This window comes from Streptomyces sp. NBC_01451 (assembly GCF_036227485.1).
Taxonomy (GTDB): Bacteria; Actinomycetota; Actinomycetes; order Streptomycetales; family Streptomycetaceae; genus Streptomyces.
This window is the reverse complement of record NZ_CP109479.1, coordinates 6,817,301-6,836,489: the sequence shown is the minus strand read 5'-3', so window position 1 is coordinate 6,836,489 and position 19,189 is coordinate 6,817,301. Positions and strand designations below refer to the sequence as shown.

At 71.7% G+C, this 19,189-nt stretch carries 15 protein-coding genes; 6 read left to right on the top strand and 9 right to left on the bottom strand.

Features of this window, described 5'->3' with window-relative positions:
* Positions 1-6: 6 nt before the first annotated feature.
* The gene (locus OG595_RS30050; protein WP_329277381.1) at positions 7-885 is read right to left on the bottom strand and encodes an alpha/beta fold hydrolase; all 879 of its coding nucleotides are present in this window, start codon (positions 883-885) and stop codon (positions 7-9) included.
* 393 nt (positions 886-1,278) lie between these two features.
* Between OG595_RS30050 and OG595_RS30045 the strand changes: the two genes are divergently transcribed.
* Together OG595_RS30045 and OG595_RS30040 are read left to right on the top strand one after the other, a co-directional pair.
* Positions 1,279-2,376: a magnesium and cobalt transport protein CorA gene (locus OG595_RS30045; protein WP_329277379.1), complete on the top strand. Its 1,098-nt coding sequence runs from the start codon at positions 1,279-1,281 to the stop codon at positions 2,374-2,376.
* 73 nt (positions 2,377-2,449) lie between these two features.
* Positions 2,450-2,941 carry a hypothetical protein gene (locus OG595_RS30040; protein WP_329277377.1) on the top strand — a complete coding sequence of 164 codons (492 nt, stop codon included), beginning with the start codon at positions 2,450-2,452 and terminating at the stop codon, positions 2,939-2,941.
* A 68-nt stretch (positions 2,942-3,009) separates the two neighbouring features.
* Here OG595_RS30040 and OG595_RS30035 read toward each other — a convergent pair whose 3' ends face one another.
* The 5 genes from OG595_RS30035 to OG595_RS30015 all read right to left on the bottom strand — a co-directional run bounded on the left by OG595_RS30035 (position 3,010) and on the right by OG595_RS30015 (position 7,444).
* On the bottom strand, positions 3,010-3,528 hold the full coding sequence (locus OG595_RS30035; protein ID WP_329277375.1) for a DUF6174 domain-containing protein: 519 nt from the start codon (positions 3,526-3,528) through the stop codon (positions 3,010-3,012).
* Positions 3,529-3,635: 107 nt separating this feature from the next.
* A complete protein-coding gene (locus OG595_RS30030; RefSeq protein WP_329277373.1) occupies positions 3,636-4,391 on the bottom strand; it encodes a type 1 glutamine amidotransferase in 756 nt (251 codons plus the stop codon).
* 148 nt (positions 4,392-4,539) lie between these two features.
* Entirely contained in the window at positions 4,540-5,109 is a 570-nt protein-coding gene (locus OG595_RS30025) for a MarR family winged helix-turn-helix transcriptional regulator (protein ID WP_329277371.1), read from the bottom strand.
* A 128-nt stretch (positions 5,110-5,237) separates the two neighbouring features.
* The gene (locus tag OG595_RS30020; protein WP_329283323.1) at positions 5,238-6,185 is read right to left on the bottom strand and encodes an LLM class flavin-dependent oxidoreductase; all 948 of its coding nucleotides are present in this window, start codon (positions 6,183-6,185) and stop codon (positions 5,238-5,240) included.
* A gap of 206 nt (positions 6,186-6,391) precedes the next feature.
* Positions 6,392-7,444, bottom strand: coding sequence for a LacI family DNA-binding transcriptional regulator (locus tag OG595_RS30015; RefSeq protein ID WP_329277369.1), 1,053 nt, complete (start codon positions 7,442-7,444; stop codon positions 6,392-6,394).
* Between the two features lie 329 nt (positions 7,445-7,773).
* Here OG595_RS30015 and OG595_RS30010 point away from each other — a divergent pair, with 329 nt between their 5' ends.
* From OG595_RS30010 to OG595_RS29995, 4 genes are all read left to right on the top strand, one after another.
* Entirely contained in the window at positions 7,774-8,985 is a 1,212-nt protein-coding gene (locus OG595_RS30010) for a hypothetical protein (RefSeq protein WP_329277367.1), read from the top strand.
* A 165-nt stretch (positions 8,986-9,150) separates the two neighbouring features.
* Positions 9,151-10,074, top strand: coding sequence for a hypothetical protein (locus tag OG595_RS30005; RefSeq protein WP_329277365.1), 924 nt, complete (start codon positions 9,151-9,153; stop codon positions 10,072-10,074).
* Positions 10,071-11,153 (top strand): ATP-binding protein, encoded by a 1,083-nt coding sequence (locus OG595_RS30000; RefSeq protein ID WP_329277363.1) that lies wholly within the window; start codon positions 10,071-10,073, stop codon positions 11,151-11,153. Before OG595_RS30005 ends, OG595_RS30000 begins: the two co-directional genes overlap by 4 nt.
* Positions 11,154-11,306: 153 nt before the next feature.
* Positions 11,307-13,703, top strand: coding sequence for a hypothetical protein (locus tag OG595_RS29995; RefSeq protein WP_329277361.1), 2,397 nt, complete (start codon positions 11,307-11,309; stop codon positions 13,701-13,703).
* Positions 13,704-13,738: 35 nt separating this feature from the next.
* On the opposite strand, the gene OG595_RS29990 is transcribed toward OG595_RS29995, so the two are convergent.
* The 3 genes from OG595_RS29990 to fxsA all read right to left on the bottom strand — a co-directional run bounded on the left by OG595_RS29990 (position 13,739) and on the right by fxsA (position 18,907).
* Complete coding sequence (locus OG595_RS29990; RefSeq protein WP_329277359.1) at positions 13,739-14,752, bottom strand: hypothetical protein; 1,014 nt, start codon at positions 14,750-14,752, stop codon at positions 13,739-13,741.
* 114 nt (positions 14,753-14,866) lie between these two features.
* Entirely contained in the window at positions 14,867-18,547 is a 3,681-nt protein-coding gene (fxsT, locus tag OG595_RS29985) for an FxSxx-COOH system tetratricopeptide repeat protein (protein WP_329277357.1), read from the bottom strand.
* A 135-nt stretch (positions 18,548-18,682) separates the two neighbouring features.
* A complete protein-coding gene (gene fxsA, locus OG595_RS29980) occupies positions 18,683-18,907 on the bottom strand; it encodes an FxSxx-COOH cyclophane-containing RiPP peptide (protein WP_329277355.1) in 225 nt (74 codons plus the stop codon).
* Between the last annotated feature and the right edge of the window lie 282 nt (positions 18,908-19,189).

The following is a 19,189-nucleotide window of genomic DNA, read 5'->3' as shown; positions in this document are numbered from 1 at the left end:
TGCGAATCAGCGCGTAGGGGATTCCCTGAGTAGCCAGTTGAGCGCGGCAGGCAGCGCGCGCAGGGCCGCGAAGTGGGCCGCCGCCGGTTCCAGGACGGCTGTGGCGCCTGGGATACGGGCCGCGAGCCAGGAGGAGTGCGAGGCGGGCGAGAAGACATCCTTCCCCCCGTGCCACAACAGCACCGGCACATCGATCTGCGCCGGGTCGAAGCCCCACGGGCCGGTCAGCGCGAGGGCGTCGTCGATCCAGCCGTACGGTGAAGTGCGCAACGCCTCACGGTAGTTGCGCAGCAGCATCGAGCGGATGGCATTGTCGGAGACGATCATCCGGTCGTCATCGGTGAGTTCCAGGCGCAGGTCTTCGAGCAGCTTCGTCGGATCGCTCCGGATGGCCGCCGAGCGTGGGATCAGCCGGGCCACGAACCGCTCCGGATCGGTGAACGCGGTCTGGAACTCGCTGACGTTGGAGGGCGCCATGCCCGCGAACCAGTCGAGCCCTTCCGCGTCTCTCGGCGCGAGCCCGACCAGCGCGGCGGCGCGGGTCACCCGGTCCGGTAACAAGGCGGCGCAGGCGAGGGCGTGCGGTGCGCCGCCGGAACGCCCGGCCACGGCGAACCGGTCGATCCCCATGGCGTCGGCGACCACGGTGACGTCTTGCACCACATCGGCGACGCGGCGCCCCGCTTTGCGGTCCGAACCGCCGTATCCGGGGCGGTCGTAGCTGATGAGACAGGCGCCGCGCTGGTACAGGAACATCGCACGCGGACGGGGGCCGACCCGGCTGCCGGGTGTGCCGTGCAGGAGGAACACGGGGTGTCCGTGGGGGTCACCTGAGATCTCGACCCGTAGTCGCCGCCCGTCCACGGTCCGCACATGGTCCGGCACCACCGCAGAGTCCCCCTCCCCCTGGCCGACTCGCTCGACCGGGACCACGCTGCCCTGTCCTTGCCCGAATACACGGAGGGCGAAACTGGTATGTCCGGCAGGGCGTCTGGGCCCGGGCCGTCCACACTTTCCTTCGCACCCTCTCGCCCGCGTTGCCTCCACAACCCGGGCGGTACCCCTACAGCGCCGGGCCCGCACCCCCGGCCAGTCCTGGGGTGCCTTCTCTGAAGGCACCTGAGGACAAGCGCGTGCAGCGCGACCCGGGTCTGGGGGAGCGCCCCCGGGTACGGGGTGGGACGGGCGGCGTGGGCGAGATCCCCCACGGCGTCTCCCCTGACCAGCCCTTTACCCCCACCTGGCACACTGTCCGGACCCGGAGAAGGAGCAAACCGCATGTCGATGGTCGGCAGCCTGCGCAAAGTGGCCCGCCTGGCTCGGCGTGGGCGGCGGCGGGTGGACCTCAGTCACCCCGCCCGCTCACCGCTCGGCTCGACCGTCGTCAACTGTGTGATCTATCGCGAGGGGGTGCGCCAGCCCACCGCCCCGACCGTCGAGGAGTCCGTCGCCCGCGTCCGCAAGCACAACCGCGGCTTCGTCTGGCTCGGGCTGCACGAGCCCTCCGAGACGGAGTTCGCCCGCGTCGCCGAACTGTTCGGACTGCACCCGCTCGCCGTCGAGGACGCCGTCCAGGCGCATCAGCGCCCCAAGGTGGAGCGGTACGGCGATGTCCTGTTCGCCGTGTTCAAGACGGTCTGCTACGTCGAGCACGAGGAGCTCACCGCGACCAGCGAGGTCGTCACCACCGGCGAGATCATGGTCTTCGCCGGGCCCGACTTCGTCGTCACCGTCCGGCACGGCCGACACGGCTCCCTGGGCCCGCTGCGCGAGGATCTGGAGTCCGACCCGGAGCAGCTCGGCAGGGGCCCGGCCGCGGTGCTGCACGGCATCGCGGACCATGTCGTCGACGACTACCTGAACGTCACGGACGCCGTCCAGGACGACCTCGACCAGGTCGAGTCGGACGTCTTCTCCCCCCAGAGCCCGCGCACCGCCGACGCCGGCCGTATCTACCAGCTCAAGCGTGAACTCCTCGAACTGAAGCGGGCGGTGGTCCCCCTCGGCCGCCCCCTGCAGCAGCTGGCCACGGAGCCGACGCCGTTCGTCGAACCGTCGATACAGGCCTACTTCCGGGACGTGTCCGACCATCTGATCCGCGCCACCGAGCAGATCCACGCCTTCGACGCCCTGCTCGACTCGATCCTCCAGGCCCACCTGGCCCAGGTCACCGTCGGCCAGAACGAGGACATGCGGAAGATCACCGCGTGGGCCGCGATCGTCGCCGTACCGACGATGGTCTGCGGGATCTACGGCATGAACTTCGAGCACATGCCCGAACTGCACTGGCGCTTCGGCTACCCGCTCGTCCTCTCCGTCATCGCCACCGCCTGCTTCTTCGTCCACCGCGGTTTCAAACGCAACGGCTGGCTGTGAACGCGGCCCACTGCCCGCCCGTACCTTCTGTCGAGTCGTACGTCCGCCGTACCGCCCGACCTGGAGCAGCGCAGTGTCCCAGCAGCAACCCCGCCGGTCGTCCTCCCGCAGGGCTCTCGCGCTCACCACTCTCCTGACGGCCGTCGCCCTCCCCCTGGCCACGGCCTGTACGGCGGCCTCCGACTCGGACACGGGTACGGGCACCGGGAAGAAGGCTTCGGCGTCCGCTTCGGAGTCCGTGCCGCCCGCTCCCGTGGCCGCCGTGGTCGCGCCGGCCAAGGTCGAGGTGATCGCCAAGCTGACGGGCTGCGAGGTGACGATCCGTACCGACGCGAAGGAACTGCGCGAGGGTGTCTGCCACACCGCCGACGGCGACTACCTGATCACGACGTTCCCCGAGGAGAAGTACAAGCTGACCTGGCTGGACAGCGCGGCCATCTACGGCGGCAAGTACCTGGTCGGCACCAAGTGGGTGATCAGCGCGCCCCCGAAGCTCCAGGAAACGCTGCGCCAGAAGGTCGGCGGCACGTTCGAGGACCTGAACGACCACGACGCCCAGAACTAGGAACCAGGTCCGAGCCCCGAGCCCCGAGTTCCGAGCCCCGAGTTCCGAGTTCCGAGTTCCGAGTTCCGTCAGGACCGTCCCCCCGCGGGCGCCGGGTCCGGCTCGTAGCCGCTGATGACGTACGACTGCTCGTCGTCGGTCGCGTTCTCCTCCGGGTCCAGGGTGATCCGTACGGGGTGCCCGTCGGGCGCGTACTCCGCTTCGGCCGTGTCCGCGCCCTCGTCGTGGGCGCGGGCCAGCTGGTCCAGCAGGTCGCCGATGGTGGGCACTTCCTCGGGGGCGCGCCGCACGGCGCCCCGCCCGCTCTCGTCGAGCCCGACCGCCTTGGCGACCTTCCCGTCCCGGACCGTCACCCGGAACGTGCCGATCAGGCTGCGCTCCCCCTCGCTCGACGTCAACGTGTAGACGTACGAGGCGGGTTCCTCCCAGGACTCCGCGAACGACGAGAACGAGGAGGTGGGGGTGGGCGAGGACGCCGAGGTGCCCTGTCCCGACACCGAGGCCCCGGATTCCCCGTCGCAGCCGACGACCGTGCACACCAGTCCCGCGACCAGTACGACGGACGACAGCAATCGGACCGAAGCCATGGTGATCCCCCTGAACAGTGAACGAATACCGACCGCCGACCGCCGACTGTCGCCAACCGTTACGACGCGGCTCCGCCGGGAAACGTTCATCCGGGAACCGGCGGCTCTCAGGCCGCGCGGCCCCGTCCACCAGCGGTCGGGCCCGTCGCCGCCCCGCCGATTTGCGCGAGGAACGCGTCCACGAGGTCGTACGCCCGCTGCCGTGACTCCTCGCGCCGGGCGCGGGTCTCGGCGAGCAGTCGGTCCGGGTCCTCGCCGTGCGCCCTGGCCTCGTGCCGGCCGCCGGCGTCCAGCCACAGGTGCAGGGTCTCCTCGTCGAGCTCGGGATGGAACTGCACTCCGAGCGCCCGTCCGGCCCGGAAGGCCTGCGGACCGACCGCGCTGCGGGCCAGTTCCACCGCGCCCGGCGGGACCGTGAACCGGTCGAAGTGCCACTGGAACCACGGCCCGGCCGGAATGAGCCCGGGTACGTCCGACTCGACGGCCGTCCAGCCGATCTCGTGCCGGGGCGCCGACTCGACGCTCCCTCCGAGGGCGGTGGCGAGTGCCTGCGCCCCGAAGCAGATGCCGAGGACGGGCAGTTCGGCGGCGTGGGCAGTGCGCAGGAGCTCCAGTTCACCGTCGATCCAGGGGGCGACCTTGGTCCTGTCGTAGACCGACCAGGGTGCGCCGAGCAGCACGATCAGGTCGTATCCGGCCGGGTCGGGGAAGTCGAACCCCACGCCGGGGCTGTCGTACCGTTCGGCCGGCACGACGGTCAACTCGTCGATGAGATAGCCGAGTTGGGCGATGCGGTCACCGACGGGACCGGACAGCGAGAGATGGTCGTGACGGATGACGAGGGCGCGCACGGGGTTCTCCACTTCTCAACTTCTCAGAGTTCTCAGAGTTCTCGGGCTCTTGAGCTCTTGAGCTCTTGAGCTCTTGAGCTCTTGAGCTCTTGAGCTCATGGGCTCATGGGCTCATGGGCTCATGGGCTCATGGGCTCATGGCTGGAGCCGAGGCCGGCTATCAGCCCTTGGGGCGGCGCCCGCTGCGGCGCGGAGCCGGTTCGGCGCCGTCGAGCAGTTCCAGCCGGCGGTCCTCCCCGTGGGTCTCGACCTGGACGACGATCTTGCGCAGCGCGTCCGCGGTGGCCCGGCACTCCTCGGCGCTCAGCGGGGCCGCGACGAACGCCTCCTCGGCGTTGAAGTCGGGGAAGAGCGTCCGCATCAGCGACTCGCCCTCGTCCGTGAGCCCGAGCAGCACCCGCCGCCCGTCCGAAGGGTGCTCGATACGCCGGACCAGCCCACGCGACTCCAGTGTCCGGGCCACCCCGGTGAGCGTCCCCTTGGAGATCCCGGCCTCCTCGGCCACGAGCCGGGTCTCGGTCTCCCCGGAGATCCAGACGACCCACAGCACGACGAACCCGGTCCAGGTGAGATCCACCCCACGCAGCACGGAGTTCTCGACATGCTGGCGCACGGCGGAGGCGGCCCGGTGGATGTTCGCGACGACGGCCATCTGGTCGTGCCGGATCGGGATCTCCCCGAGCTTGGCCTTGACCAACTGCTCGGTCTCGACGATCGGTCGCTGCGTCACCGGCGTTCCCCTCCAACGACACCCTGTCGTTCGGTACCAAATTGTACGAAGGGCGCGGGGCCGTGCCGCTTCCGGCTCCGCCGCGCGGGCGCCGTCGACCGCCTACGACCGGCGCGAGCCCACCGGCCTCACATGGCGGACGCGCCGCCAGAAACCCGCCGCATCACATCCCGGCAGAACGCTCCGACCCCGTCCGGATCATCGATGAACTGGGACGGCTTGATGCAGAACGTGGTGAAGCCGAGTTCCATCTGCTCCGGCACGGAAGCCAGCGCCGCTCCGAGATCCGCGCAGGACCGCTCATCGGGAAACACCACCCGCACTCCCCCGATCATCTCCAGCTCGGACACGTCCCGCCCCGCCTCCTTCATCGCCTCCGCGAGCACCCTCAACTCCTCGGCCGTGGGCCGTCCCAGCGGATTGAAGGCGTGCCCGTACCGCACCAGCCGCCGCACCATCGCCGCGTGCATCCCGGCCCCGCCGAAACACAGCCGGGGTCCGTCGGCCCGGTACGCCTTGGGCTCGAAGTACACGTCCGCGAACGGGTAGTTCCCGCCCTCGTGGGACACCGGTGACGGCCCCCACAGCTTCGCCCAGATCTCCAGGTGTTCGTCCAGCAGCCGTCCCCGCCGGGCGAAGGGCACCCCGAGCGCGTCGTACTCGTCCCGGCTCCAGCTGACGTTGGGCAGCACCATCAGCCGCCCCTCGGAGAGCAGGTCGAGGGTGCCCAGCTCCCGCGCGAGCAGCAGGGGATGACGCAACGGGGCGATCACCGCCGAGGCGGCGAGCCGGACCCGCTCGGTCACCGAGGCGATCGCGCCGAGCAGGATCAGGGAGTTGGGCCAGGGCATGTACGGGTCCTGGTTTCCGGGCAGGGCCCAGTCGCGCGGGTTGCCCATGACGCCGTTCACGCCGGCGTCGGGGCCGAGCACGATGTGCTCACTGAGCATCACCGAGTCGAATCCGGCGTCCTCGGCCTCCCGGGCCCAGCGCACGAGCAGGGGCAGGTCGACGCGCCCGCCTGTCATGGTCCAGTTCTCGCTGAGGACCAGTTGCATACGAGGAGCTGCGGTCATGGCCGTACGCACTCCGTTCTCCACGCCGACGCCGATGCAGGCCCCGACACCGACACCGATGTCGATGTCGATGTCGACGGCAGGGCCTCGGCGAGGGCAATTTTTCATTTGGCACCAAACAATAAATGGATCACACTCCCGCGGCAAGGGGGTGCCGGCACCCACGCCGGGTCGGGCAGCGGCCGTCGCCGGCCGGGCGGTCGGGGTCAGCGGCCAGGACGTGGCGTGCGGGAGTCCCGACAGCCGCAGGAGGCCCGGACGACCAGGCGGGACGGGAAGCGGCGGGTGCGGTCCGTCCCGCCGGGTGTCGCCGCGTCCAGTTCCGGGTCGAGCGCCATGTCCACCGCCCTGCGGGCCATCGCCTCGCGGTCGGAGGCGACCGTCGTCAGCGGCGGGTCGGTCATCGCCGCCTCCTTGACGTCGTCGAAGCCCACCACCGCCAGCTCGTCCGGTACGCCGACGCCCAGTTCACGGGCCGCCCGCAGCAGGCCGATGGCCTGGTCGTCCGTCGAGCAGAACACGGCGGTCGGCCGGCCGGGAGCGGCGAGGAGGCGCAGCGCGATCCCGTAGGTGTCGTACCGGTTGTAGGGGGCGCGGAAGAGGAGCCCGTCGGTGGGGAGGCCGGCGTCCGCCATCGCCTTGCGCCAGCCCTCCACATGGTCGGCGACGGGATCCCCGGCCAGGGGAGCCGACTCGGGGCCGCCCAGGCAGGCCACGGCGGTGTGACCGTGCTGGAGGAGATGCCGGGTGGCGAGCCCGGCACCCTCGACGTCGTCCGTGACCACGGCGAACTTCCGTACGGAAGCGGACCGTTCGTGCATCAGCACGACCCGGGTGTCCGTGGCGTCCAGCTCCGCGGCGATCCGGTCGCCGAGCCCCAGACTGACCAGGATCAACGCCGACACCCGCATCCCCAAAAAGGAGTGAAGGTAACGGAGTTCGCGCTCCTCCTGGTAATCGGAGTTGCCGACGAGCACCATTTTTCCCCGGTCGGCGGCGGCGCGTTCCAACGCATGGGTGATTTCCCCGAAATACGGCTGACGGGCGTCCGGAACGATCAGCCCCAGCAGGTCGGTTCGGCGACTGGCCATGGCCTGGGCCACCCGGTCGGGCCGGTATCCGAGCACCTTGACGGCTTCGAGAACACGTCGGCGTTTCTCCTCGGAGACGGGCCGGGGGCCATTGTTGACGACGTAACTGACGACCGCGCTGGAAGTTCCCGCGAGCCTGGCGACGTCGTCCCGTGTCACCTTTGTCACTGGGTGAGTCTACGGGCGTCAAATAGCTTGCTGGAAATGACCGTTGGCTTTCGGCCAGGCAGCCGAAACGGGTTCGCGGGCGGCCCGTGCCGGGCATCTTGAGGACAGGGCGGACCGGACGGGACGGCAGCGGCGCCGACCCGTGGGGTCGCGTACCGGCCAGGGGTCGTCGCCGGGCCGGGGAGGGTAAGGCCGACGTGCGGCTTCTCCCCCGGCATCAGGGCCCCTAGCATTCACCTGCCCCACGGCGGTCGCGCACATACCGCCGGGAGAACTTCCCCGGCCCGTGCCGGACAGCGCGCGGGGCCGGAGCGGAGGGGGACACGGCCATGGGGACATCCTTGCGCACCCGTTTACGAAGGCTGCCGGAGGTGTTCCCCGGGATCGTGCTCGGCGCGGCGGGCCTGCTGGTCGTCGGAGTGCTGGCCGGTCTGGCGGTGGACGTCTCGGCACTCGTGCGTTCCGACGGCTACGCGCTCGGGGCGGCTCTGCTGCTCGCGGTCGGCCTGTACGGGAGCACGTACTCGATCGATCTCAGGGCGCTGCGGGCCGATCTGCCAGGTGTGGTGGCCGCGGTCACCCTGGGCGTGGTCCTGAAGGCCGGGCTGATCGCCGGCACGATGGTGCTGGTGTTCCGGCGGCCGGAGTATCTGGTGCTCGGTATCGCGGTCGCCCAGATCGACCCGCTGTCGGTCGCCGCACTGACCGGCAAGGGGCGGATGTCACCGCGCGCCCGGTCGCTCCTGACGGCGTGGGCGTCGTTCGACGACCCGATGACGGTCCTGCTGACGATCTACCTGGCGGGGTACGCCTATACGGCGGCCGGGCACGAGGGCGCCCCCGGGATCAGCCGGGGCGCGGGCGGGGACTACGCGACCGGGCTCCTCTTCAACGCCGCACTCCTGGCCGCCGTGGTGCTGTCGTGGTGGGCCGGACGGCGCGCGGTGTCACGGTTGCCGGACGTTTCGGCCGTCCGGCGCACGAAGGCCGGCGGGGCGGTGCTGCTCGTCGGGACGATGCTGGTGCTCGCGGCGCTGAACCAGCTGATGCTCGGGGTCGCGCTGGCCGGTCTCGTACTGCGTGCGGCGGTGCTCGACAAGGCGGTCGGCCGGGCGGTGGGCGGCGCGTTCCTCGCCGCGTTCCTGACGCTGGGGCTGCTGCTCGCGCACGGGGTGGCGCTGTGGCCGGGGTTCGTGCTCGGGGTGGCGGCGTTCGCCGCGCAGGCGGTGGTGGCGCTGGGTGTACTGCCCTTGTTCGTAAGGGGGTTGGAGCGCGGCGACCGGATCGCGCTCGGCCTCGGCCAGCAGAACGGCATCACGGCCGTACTGATCGCCCTGACCCTGGAGCGGGACTTCCCCGGCACCGCGGCGACCGTCGGCCCGGCCGTCATCACCGTCAACCTGCTGCACGGCACCTCGCAGGCGCTCCTGGCACGTCCGCCCAGCCGATGGCGGGCACGCGGACGCCGGGAACTCTCCACCGATGCCGAACGTCACTCTCCGTACGACCGGCAGACGGAGGACGAACAGCCTGTCGCCTGACCGGATCACGGAGATCCGGAGTACGGATCACGGAGATCCGGCGGGCCGGAGAATGTGGGACGGGCGGCTACCGCGGGGAATGCAAGACGTACGAGACCCAGCAGGCGTGTGAAGTGCCGGCACCGGACGGGGGAGACGCTGATGAGGCAGGCGAGGAGATCAGGTGTGCGAGGGGTGCCCTGCGACGGCACCCGGCCACTGACCCGGAGCAGCAAGAACAGCAGCAGGAGCAGGAGCACCTCTCCCCCGGGGCGCCGACCGCGCGCACGGCACGCCCGGCACGCGGTCGCCGGGGCAGCTCTCCTGCTGCTGGCCGCCGGTGCCGCGCCGGCCTTCGGCGCTTCCGCCGGGGGCGCCGACTCCCCTGAGCGGGATGCCCGGTTGGTGTACTGCCTCGACCCCGTCCACCGCACCGACCTGCTCACGGCGGCCGTCCGGCTGGGACTGCTGAAGGCCGACGCGGAGGTGTCGCCGGAGCGGTGGGCCAAGGACCACGACGACGACTTCGGGCGGGCCTGCGCCGCGCTCATGGCCGCCGAGTCGGACTCCCCGGCGGCGGCCGCACAGTCCGGGGGCGCGGACGGGGACGGCTGGTTGATGACCCTGGTGAAGCAGCTGCCCCTGCTGCTGGCGGGCGCGCTGCTCACCCTGGGCGGCCAGTCCTACGAGCGTGTGTCGTCCCAACGGCGTTCGCTGCGCCAGGAGTTGGGGACGGCGGAGAGCGCGTATCGGGCGGCCGTACGGGAGTACACCACCGAGCACGCCCGGGAGACCCCGGCGGACCACCCGCCGGTGCGTGCCGCACGGGACGCGCTGTTCGTCGCCCTCTCCCGGGTGCCCGGTCCCGCCGCCCGGCGTGCGGCGGCCGAGGAGCTCGCGGACGGGCTGCCGCTGGCCGAGCCGCTGCCACGGACCGGCGCCTATCTGTTCGACAGGGAGACCCGCGTCCGGGACGCGGCCGAGGAACACGCCTCCGCGCAACGCTGTCTGCGTTCTCTCTCCGAACTCAACCGGGGTTCCCTGTACTGGGGTTGGCGCACGTTACGAAGCCGCTCCGCCCGCACCGGAACAGCGGGGGGCGCCGAATGATCGGGCCGCTCGACGAGACGGAGAACGCCAACCCCTTCGGTGTGTACGTGCCGGAGAGCCGGGACCGGCTGCCGGCGACGCATGTCAGGCCGAAGGCCGACCATCCGCTGGTGCCGTGGAAGGAGCAGAGCCATGTCCACCAGTGGGTGGACGTCGACCACGCCGGGCAGCAACTGGTGCGGTTCGAGGAGTGTTTCCAGGAGGAGTTGCCCGGACTGCTCGTGGAGGAGGAGGGCCGAGGACATCTGGTCGTGGTGACCGGACCGGTGGGCATGGGCAAGACCACCCTCATCCACCGGTGCGTGCACTGGGCGCACGAGTACGTCCAGGGTCTCGCACGTCCCGTCGTGGCGATGGCCGGCGGCTACCAGAACCTCGGCGACAAGGTCAGCTGGGACCCCAAGGGCCACTTCGCCGAGACCCCGCTGATCAACACCTTCATCCGCGACAGGATCGTCAGGAAGCTGGAGAAGGAGTTCCCCGGGGAGCCGCTCGACCCCGTGCTCACGGGGGACGACGTGCAGAAGGCGTTCAGCGGCATCAGCAAACTGCTCGCCCGGCAGGAGAGCCTGCTGTTCGCCATCGTGCCGCACATCGACTGGCGGGACGCCGGGGGCGAGGTGCGGACCAACTTCCTCAAGACGTGGCTGAGCCACGCGGAGAGCCGGATCGTACTGTTCGTCGAGATCAGTCACCAGAACCGCGAGACGGCGGGCGAGGTGATCGCGGGACTGCCCTCGAACATGCCGGTCACCCATCTCTCGCTCGGATCGCTCGCCACGGAGGACACCGTGAAGTTCACCGAGACAGCTCGCGGCGGCCATCCCGACCCCGAGAGCACACCGCCCTCGCTGCCCGCCATTCCGACTCAGGGCCAGGGCTCGGGCTCGGGACAGGCCCAGGTCCAGGTCCAGGATCCGTGGAGTCTCGCCGACGTCAGGCATCTGCGCCGGGAGTGTTTCGCCATCGCCAAAGAGCAGAGAGAAAGGGGTGAAGCGGTGCATGTGACCGCCGCCCATCTCACCCCGCCCACCATCGATCCGTCCGCCATGGGCCGCGCTCCCCGCAGACCCGCCTAGCCGCAGGACTCCCGTCCGGCCCGTTCCGCCCGTACACAGAAACCCGTACACAGGAACCCCTACGCAGGAACCCGTAGACAGAAACGAACTGCCCGACAGATGTACCCGCTCGCCGCTCCCAAGGCCGACACCGGACAGACGAGGAGTGCCATCGTGACACCGACCAGTGGACACACCTGGCACCAGAACCCCTTCCCGCTGAGCCCTGTCGTGCGCCTCGGACCCTCGTCCGACCTGGGGGACGCGCGGGTCCGGGCCGCCGACTCGGGCAACGCCCACATCGACACCCCGCTGATCGAGGACGTCGAAGGGCTCGTCGACGACTACTTCGCGCCGCCCGCCGCCGGTGGCCGGCGCGGCCGGGCGATCGCCCTGGTGGGCGAGTTCGGCCTCGGCAAGAGCCATGCCCTGCGCCGGACCTACCAGACCATCCGGGCACGGCACGCCGAGACGGCGACGTGGATAGTGGACGAACCGGCGCAGGACATGGGGCGGCTCTACCGCGACCGGCTGCGCGGACCCGGCGACACCGAGCAGGGCAGGCAGGCCTTCGAGGAGCTGGTGCGGGACTACTACGCCTATGTGACGGCCTCCCGGGTCGGCGCGGCCGACGACGATCCGCGCCGCGGCACCCTCCGGGAGATCGCGACCGGGCTGCGCGACCGGGTCCTCGACCCGGACAAGGTCGTGTCGGCGCTGCGTTACGACCCCGAGGTGATCCACGCCGATCTGCGCGGCACCCTGGGCGAGGTCACCGAGCACCGCAGGTTCTCCACCGCGCTCGCGCTGCTGCTGGAGCCGCCGTTCAACCGGATGGTGTGGAACTGGCTGAACGGCGCCGAGCCCGCCGAGCCGCTGCGCGAGCGCGGCATCACCGAGGCGATCGGCCCGTCCGACGGGCGCCCGGACCTCGCGGCCGGCATCGACCGCGTCTTCGACGCGCTGACCGTGCAGGGCTTCCTGCACGGCCGGGTCGGACAGCCGTACGTCCTGCTCCTCGACTCGCTGGAGAAGGTGCTCGACTGGCCGGACGGCAGCCGGCGCACGTTCATGGACGCCTTCGAACGCCTGATCAACATCTATACGAGCCACGGCGGTCTGCTGGTGTTCTGCTCCTCGCCCGACGGGCTGCGGGCGCTGCGCCAGAGCGTGCACGAGCGGGTGGTGCAGCTGTGGCCGACGGGGCTCGACCAGGACCGCACCGGGCAGCTGGTGGCCCGCTATCTGGCCTCGGGCGAGGAGGCGAACGAGGCGGATGGGGTGGATGGGTTGGATGGGGCAGCCGAAACAAGTGATGTGGGTGATACGGGCGAGGCCGGCGGGGCCCCGGTCGACGGCGAAGGGCCGTCCGAGCCCGCCGCCGCACCGCCGCCCACCGGCCCCTTCGACGACGAAGCGCTGCGGCTGCTCCACGAGTTGACGGAGGGGGTGCCCCGCGAGGTGCTCAAGACGTGCCGTGAGGCCTGGCAGCTCAGCGAGGACGGCGCGGGCCTGGTGCGCCGCGTGCCGGCCGTGACGGTCCTCAAGGCGGTACGGGCGCTGCACGAACGGGTGTCGTACCAGCGGGTGCTGGGCGATGTGCACGACGCCCTCGACCTGGGCCAGTGGCGGATCGCCTCCCACGACCCGGTGCCGGCGCGGCTCACGCGCTCGGCGGACGGCCGGGAGGAGGTCCTGTACTGGCTGTCGCCGGCACCGAACGCCTACATCGCGGTGGTCTACGCCCGCTCCCTGCTCCTCGCCGACGACGTCGAACGGATCGTCACCCAGGTGAACGGGCTGCGCAGCGCGGTGCGCCCGGGACGGTTCGAGGCACTGCTGGTGGTCAACGGACTGGTGTCGCACGCGATGCAGGACCGGCTGGGGCGGTCGATCGGCTCCCGCCCGCTGGTGTACCGGCAGGGCGTGTTCCCGAAGAGCGTGCACGAGGCACTGCTGCAACTGGAGCGGCGGCTCGTGGAGGAGGGCCGGGAGGAGGACCTCGCCGAGCTGGGCGAGCGGATGCGCCGGAACCTGGAGCAGCAGACGGCCCACCTCGACGAGATGCGCCGCAACCTGGCCGCGATGACGCTGGAGGTGCGTCCGGGCGCGACAGGGGTGCCCGTACTGCCGGCGCAGTCCGGTCACGCGGCCTCCGCCCCGGAGCCGGCCGAGGAGTTGCCGGGCCCGGTGCGGCGCCGGTTCCGGGACGCGCTGGCGATGCTGGAGTCGGTGACCAGGCGGGTGGCGGGCCGGAGCGTGAACCGGCGGACGTCGGCGACCTCGGCGGACCTGAGCGTGCTGGGCTGCGCGACGCTGGTGAGGGCGCTCACGGAGGACTTCCGGGGCGCTGTGGCGAGCTGGGTACGGGCCGCCGCGCCAGGTACGCCGACCGAGGTCCAGCTGGGTGAACTGCGCCGGATCTGCCGGGAGTACGAGAGCGCGGTCGAGGTGCTGCCGGTGCATCTGCTGGGCAACGCGGAACACCAGCACCCCTTGACCCCGGCCCGCACGGTGGAGGTCCTCGCGGAGGAGGTCTGGGGCACCCTGAGCACCCCGGCGGTGCCCTAGGGAAACCGCTCGACTCCCCTTTGCAGCAAGGGTGTTCAGCGCGGCGGCGGTACGGTCACGCCACCCGTGGTCCGGGCGAGGCCCGCGAGCCGCCGTTCGGCGTTGCCCACCTGCCGCTGGTCGAGGGTGACGCCGAGCAGGAAGGCGCGGGGCGAGGTCCAGTGGACGTACACGGCCCCCTCCTGGACGTCGAGGACGAGCCGCTCGACGGAGGCGCCGCTGCCGGGGGGCGGGGCGATCAGGTCGAGCGCGTCCTTGAGGCGGATCAGATGGCCGCGCAGGCTGCGCGAGAGGTCACGGTAGGCGGTCCGCCGGGTGCGCACGCTGACGTCCATGAAGCGCGGGCCGAGTTCCTGGCTGTCGAAGACGTCACCGACACAGACCAGGGTCCAGTCCCGGTAGTAGCCCGCGTACTGGAGGTCCGTGGTGTTCACATGGGTGCGCCACAGATCGCGCAGCCGCTGCTCGTACACGGCGTCCGGGGCGGCGGCCGTCCCGAAGTCGACGTGCGGGCCGGCGGATGCCTCCCCGCTCCGGAGATGAGGCTTCGACCGCGGGTCGCCGCCGAGCAACTCGTCGGGCAGGCCGTGCACTTCGGTGCGGATACGGCTGACGAGCCGGTTCATCGCCTCGTCCATGGCGGGCACGCCGTCGGGTACGTCCGTCACCGCCGCCAGGAACTCGTCGGGGCGGGCCCGGCCGCCCCACAGGCCGGCGCGCGTGCCCGCGAGGACCGTGCGCATCAGCTCGCCGGTCTTCAGCGGGCGCAGGACGGCGCCGAGGTCCTGGGTGCACAGCAGCAGCCTGGAGCCGGGCAGCGATTCGTTGTGCGCGTCGTCGCCGAACTCGGTGACCAGGCTGGAGAGGGGGGCGCGGTCCGCTCTGAGGACGGCGAAGTCGAGGATGCCGTTGCTGTAGTGGGCCAGGGAGCGGATCGCGGGCGTCCGTGCGAGGGTCTCCTCGCACAGCGCGGTTATCAGGCCGTGGCGCTTGGGAGTCCAGTGGGACTCCTTCAGCGTGGTGCTCCGGTGCGGTACGGGGGCTGCCACGGGTGCTCGCCTTTCACTGGTCGGTGCCTCGCTGGTCGGTGCCTCGCCGATCCGTGACGTGCTGGTCGGTGTCCTGCTGTTCCGTGACGTGGTGCGGCTGCCGCACGGGCGCGTTCACATGCCCGGCAGTTCGAGGTCGATGTCGTAGCCCGAGGGCGGGACGGGGCGGGTGGGGTCGGCGCCGGTGAGGCGGTCCAGGTGGGCGCCGACCCGGCGACCGCCGAGGCGGTGGGCGATGCCCAGGTCGCCGAGGCGGGCCAGTGCGGTACGGGCGAGTTCGACGGCCTCCTCGTCGCGGCCCGCCGAAGCGAGCGTGGCGGCGAGGGAGTTCTCCGCGATGGCGACCCAGGGGTGGGCCCGGCCCAGCTTGTGGGTGAGGAGGTTGAGCGTGCCCCGGCCGACCTCCTCGGCCAGCCGCAGTTCGCCGGTGGCCCGCAGATACACGCCGTGCCGCACCTGGGCGACACCGCTGTAGGGGTGCCCCGGCCCGAACCAGCGGGCGAGGGCGTCCACACACTGCCGGGCCTGCTGCTCGGCCTCGTCGGCCTTGCCGAGGGCGTGCAGGTCGGCGGCGTAGCTGAACCGGCAGCGCACGGTGTCGTAGCGGTGGGGGCCGAACCGGTCGACGTACAGGCCGAGGGCGCGCAGGTCGCGTTCGTGGGCGAGTTCGTAGCTGTAGAGGGGGTCCTTGAGGGCGGGGAAGCCGTCGGCGAGCCGGCGTTCGCTGACCGCGAGGCCGACCTCGGTGCGCAGCCGGACGAGGTCCCAGGTGTCGCCCAGCCGGCGCAGCTTCTGGCGCAGCAGATCGCGGGCCTCGCCGTCGCGTCCGGCGGAGCGGTACAGGTAGGCGAGCAGTCCGGCGGTGTCCCAGGCCACCGGGTCGTCCTTGCCGCCGATGGCCTGCCGGTAGCGGAACCGCTCCTGGAGCGTGGCCAGGGCGGGCGCGACCCGGCCGGTCAGGGCCTCGATGAGGGCGAGGTTGTGCTCCACCTGGACGGTGGCCGGATGCTTCCAGCCGAGCAGCAGCGTGAGCCCCTCCACTACGGGCCGCTGTTGCAGCAGGGCGTCGTCGAAGCGGCCCACCGCGCGCAGGGTGGCGGCGTAGGAGTCGGCGGAGAGCAGGGTGCGCGGGTGGGTGATGCCGAGGAGCCTGCGGTGACCGCGCAGGGCGTCCTGGGCGATCCGGCGGGAGAGGTCGTAGTCGCCGCGCAGCCGGTGGGCGCGGGCGACGAAGTTGAGCAGGCGCAGGTACTCGGGCGACTGTTCGTCGCCGTCGTCGCCGTCGGTTCCGTCGGCGGCCCGCCACTCCTCCCGGGCCCGCGCGGCGATGTCGAGGAGGCGGTCGAGGTCGGCGGCCTCGGCACGCTGGCTGAGCGCGTTGAGATGGCGCAGCAGCGAGCGGCGCACCCGTGGCCGGGGGTCCTCCCACAGGCGCAGCGAGAACACCTCGCGGGCCCAGTCGGCGGGCAGGTCGGGGCCTTGCGGGGCGTGTTCGGACAGGACGCTGCGCAGTACGGACTCGATGTGCGCGCGTTCGGCGGGGTCCATGCCGGCGCGGATCAGGTCGCGCAGCCCGTGGTGCTGGACGAGCGGCTGCCGGGTGCGGTCGAAGTCGACGTCCAGCAGGCCCACCTGGGCCAGCGCCCACAGGGCGACGCTCACCATGTGCTCGTCGGGCAGCAGGACCTCGGTGCCGGCGGGTGCGGGCGCCGACGACTCGTCGTCACGGGCGAGTTCGGACAGGATGCGGCGCGAGCGCAGCAGCTCCAGGCCCATGCCACGCCCGGTGAGCAGGGAGGCGGCGCCCAGCAGCCAGCCCACGGCGTCGTGTTCGGGGCTCTCGGCACGCCAGGCGACGGCGCCGGGGGTGGACTGTACGACACGCCTGGCGACCTGCACCATCACGGCCACGGGGGACACGGCGTCGGTGGTGCGCAGCAGTTCGGTCTTGCAGGCGCGGTACTCGGCGAGAAGGTCACCGACGGCGGCGCGGACCGCCGCGTCCTGGTTCATGTGGTCGTCGCGGCGGTGCGCGGCGGTCCGCTCGGCGAGGCAGCGGGCGGCGAGGTGGAGGGCCTGCGGGACGGAGTCGACGACGCTGGCGATCTGCCGGGCCTGCCGCTCGCTGATCTCGGGCACCTTCTCGGCGAGCAGCGCGCGGCTCTCCTCTGCGTCCATCGGGGCGATGGCGAGGGGCCGCAGCCGCGGCGGCCGTGCGTCCCCGGCGGGGTCGCTGCCGGCCGGTGCGGCCCGGCTGGTGATGAGGACGTGTCCGCGTTCGTGCGGTACGGGCAGCAGGTCGTGCAGTTCGGCGGGGTCGGTGACACCGTCGTAGACGATGAGCCAGCTCTCGGCCTCGGCGTCGGTGCGGGAGAGCCGGGACAGCAGCCGGGAGAGGCCGCCCTCGCCGGTGCCGACCCGGTCCTCGGGTCCGCCGAGGCGCCCGGCGAGCCGGCCGAGGCCGCGTTCGGCGCGGGTGCGTTCCCAGGAGCGCACCCACCACACGACGTCGTACGAGGCTCCGACGCGGTGGCACAGTTCGTGCGCGGTGTCGCTCTTGCCCCAGCCGCTGGGGCCGTGCAGCACCAGGCAGGCGCCGTCGCGGGCGGCGGCGCGCAGCTCCTCGTGGAGCGTGCCGAGCAGTCCGGCGCGGTCCACGAAGGCGCTGTCGCGCGTCCCCACGTTGGTGGTCTCCGGCAGCCTCGGGAACCCGGCCCCGACGCCGCTGCCGCCGGGTTCGGGCGCGCCGAGGCCCAGGCCGGTGTACAGCAGCCGCAGCGCCTGGTCCTCGGTGGTGTCGCGCAGGTCGATCCGCTCGTGGTGGGCGGCCTCGGTGTGCGGGAACGCCTCGTCGACGAGCAGGATGCGGACGTCGGTGTGGGAGAGGGCGCCGATCTGTTCGAGCAGCGTGTCGTCGGCGTCGTCGGGCGACAGGAAGAGCAACGCGCCACCGGGGTCGGGGCGTTCACCGGCGTAGGTGTCGGCGCGGCGCAGTTCCGTGCGCACTCCCTTGACGGCGAGCCGGTCGCGCAGCCACGCCGCCCACAGGGCGTGCCGGGCCGAGTGGACGACGGTGACGTCGGTGAGGCGGGCGGCGCGGCGGGCGCGCAGCCAGTCGGCGAGCTGTTCGTAGTAGGGGCGCAGTCCGCTGATCGTGCCGGCGTCCTCCGCCTCGACGGCGAGGCTGAGGCTGTCCTGGTAGAGGGGGTTGTACGGGATTTCGAGGAAGCGGACGTCGGTCCTGCCGAGCGCGGCGGCGACGGGGGCGAACTTCCGGCGCACCCGTTCGCGGGCGTCGCGCAGCCGGTCGTGCACGCCGATGTCGCTCTTGAGTCCGAGGGTGAGCAGCCGCACGGGCCGGTCTCCCCGGCGGACGATCAGGTCCTCGGCGAGCGCGGCGGCCCCGTCGATGGACCAGGCGGTCATCGCGAAACAGACGACGAGCGTGTCGGCGTACGCGGTGGAGCGCACCGGTTCCGTCTCCTCGGAGGAGTCCGGCACGGGGGCCTCGACGAGGAGATGGTCGTACGCGGCGGCGACGGGGTCCTCGGCGAGCGCGGCGAGGGCGGCGCCGCCGGGGGCGGACGCGGTGTGCACGCGGCCGGGTTCGGGGCGGGGCGGGAGTGTGCTCGCGCCGGGTTCGCCGGAGCGGCCGTCGACGAGGAGGACGCTGCGGTTGGTGTCGGCGAGGATGTCGGCGACGTTGCGCAGGGTCGTACTCAGGCCGAGGTTCTCGGAGGTGGCGAGGAAGACCGCGAACGGCCCTGGCCGGTCAGGGGTGTTGGCGTCTGGCATGGCTTCTCCGCTCGGCACGTCTCCGCTCGGCGCGGCAGTGAACAAGGGGGACAAAAAGGGCGATCGGGGAGCGCCAGTATAGGGCGCCGTGTATCCGGCGCCCGGCGTCCGGACCGCTCCCGCGTGCCCCGTGTCTCATAAGCTCTCGCTGTGCCCGGTGACGAAGGGATTGCCCTCGGCGCAGCTGTCGTACACCTGGCGCAGCAGCGCGCCGAGCACCGAGTCGGGCAGGGCCCCGATGTCCTCGGGCGACAGGGCGACGAGGTCGAGAACGACCGACTCGACCTCGGGGTCCGGGCCTTCGCCCGTTCCCGCTCCCGTACCCGCCCCGGTGGGGACGGTGCCGTCGGCGACTGCCATGCAGGTCACTCCATGGGGTGTCGGAGGATCTGGTCCGGAGGATCCGGTTCGTGGGATCCGGTTGAGGGATTTCAGGAGGACTGTCCAGCCTAGCGCCGCCAACTGCCCTTACGGCAGAAGCCGGAGACCCTGAGCGTCGCTCAACTTCCGCGCAGTCGACCTTCGTTGGCTCATTCATGATGTTGACGCTGAAGTCGGGCCGCCCGAATACTGGTCGCACGTCGAACAGAGTGCGCCGTCGGCGACACCCGGAAACGGGCGGCCGGCCAGGCACCTTGCGGG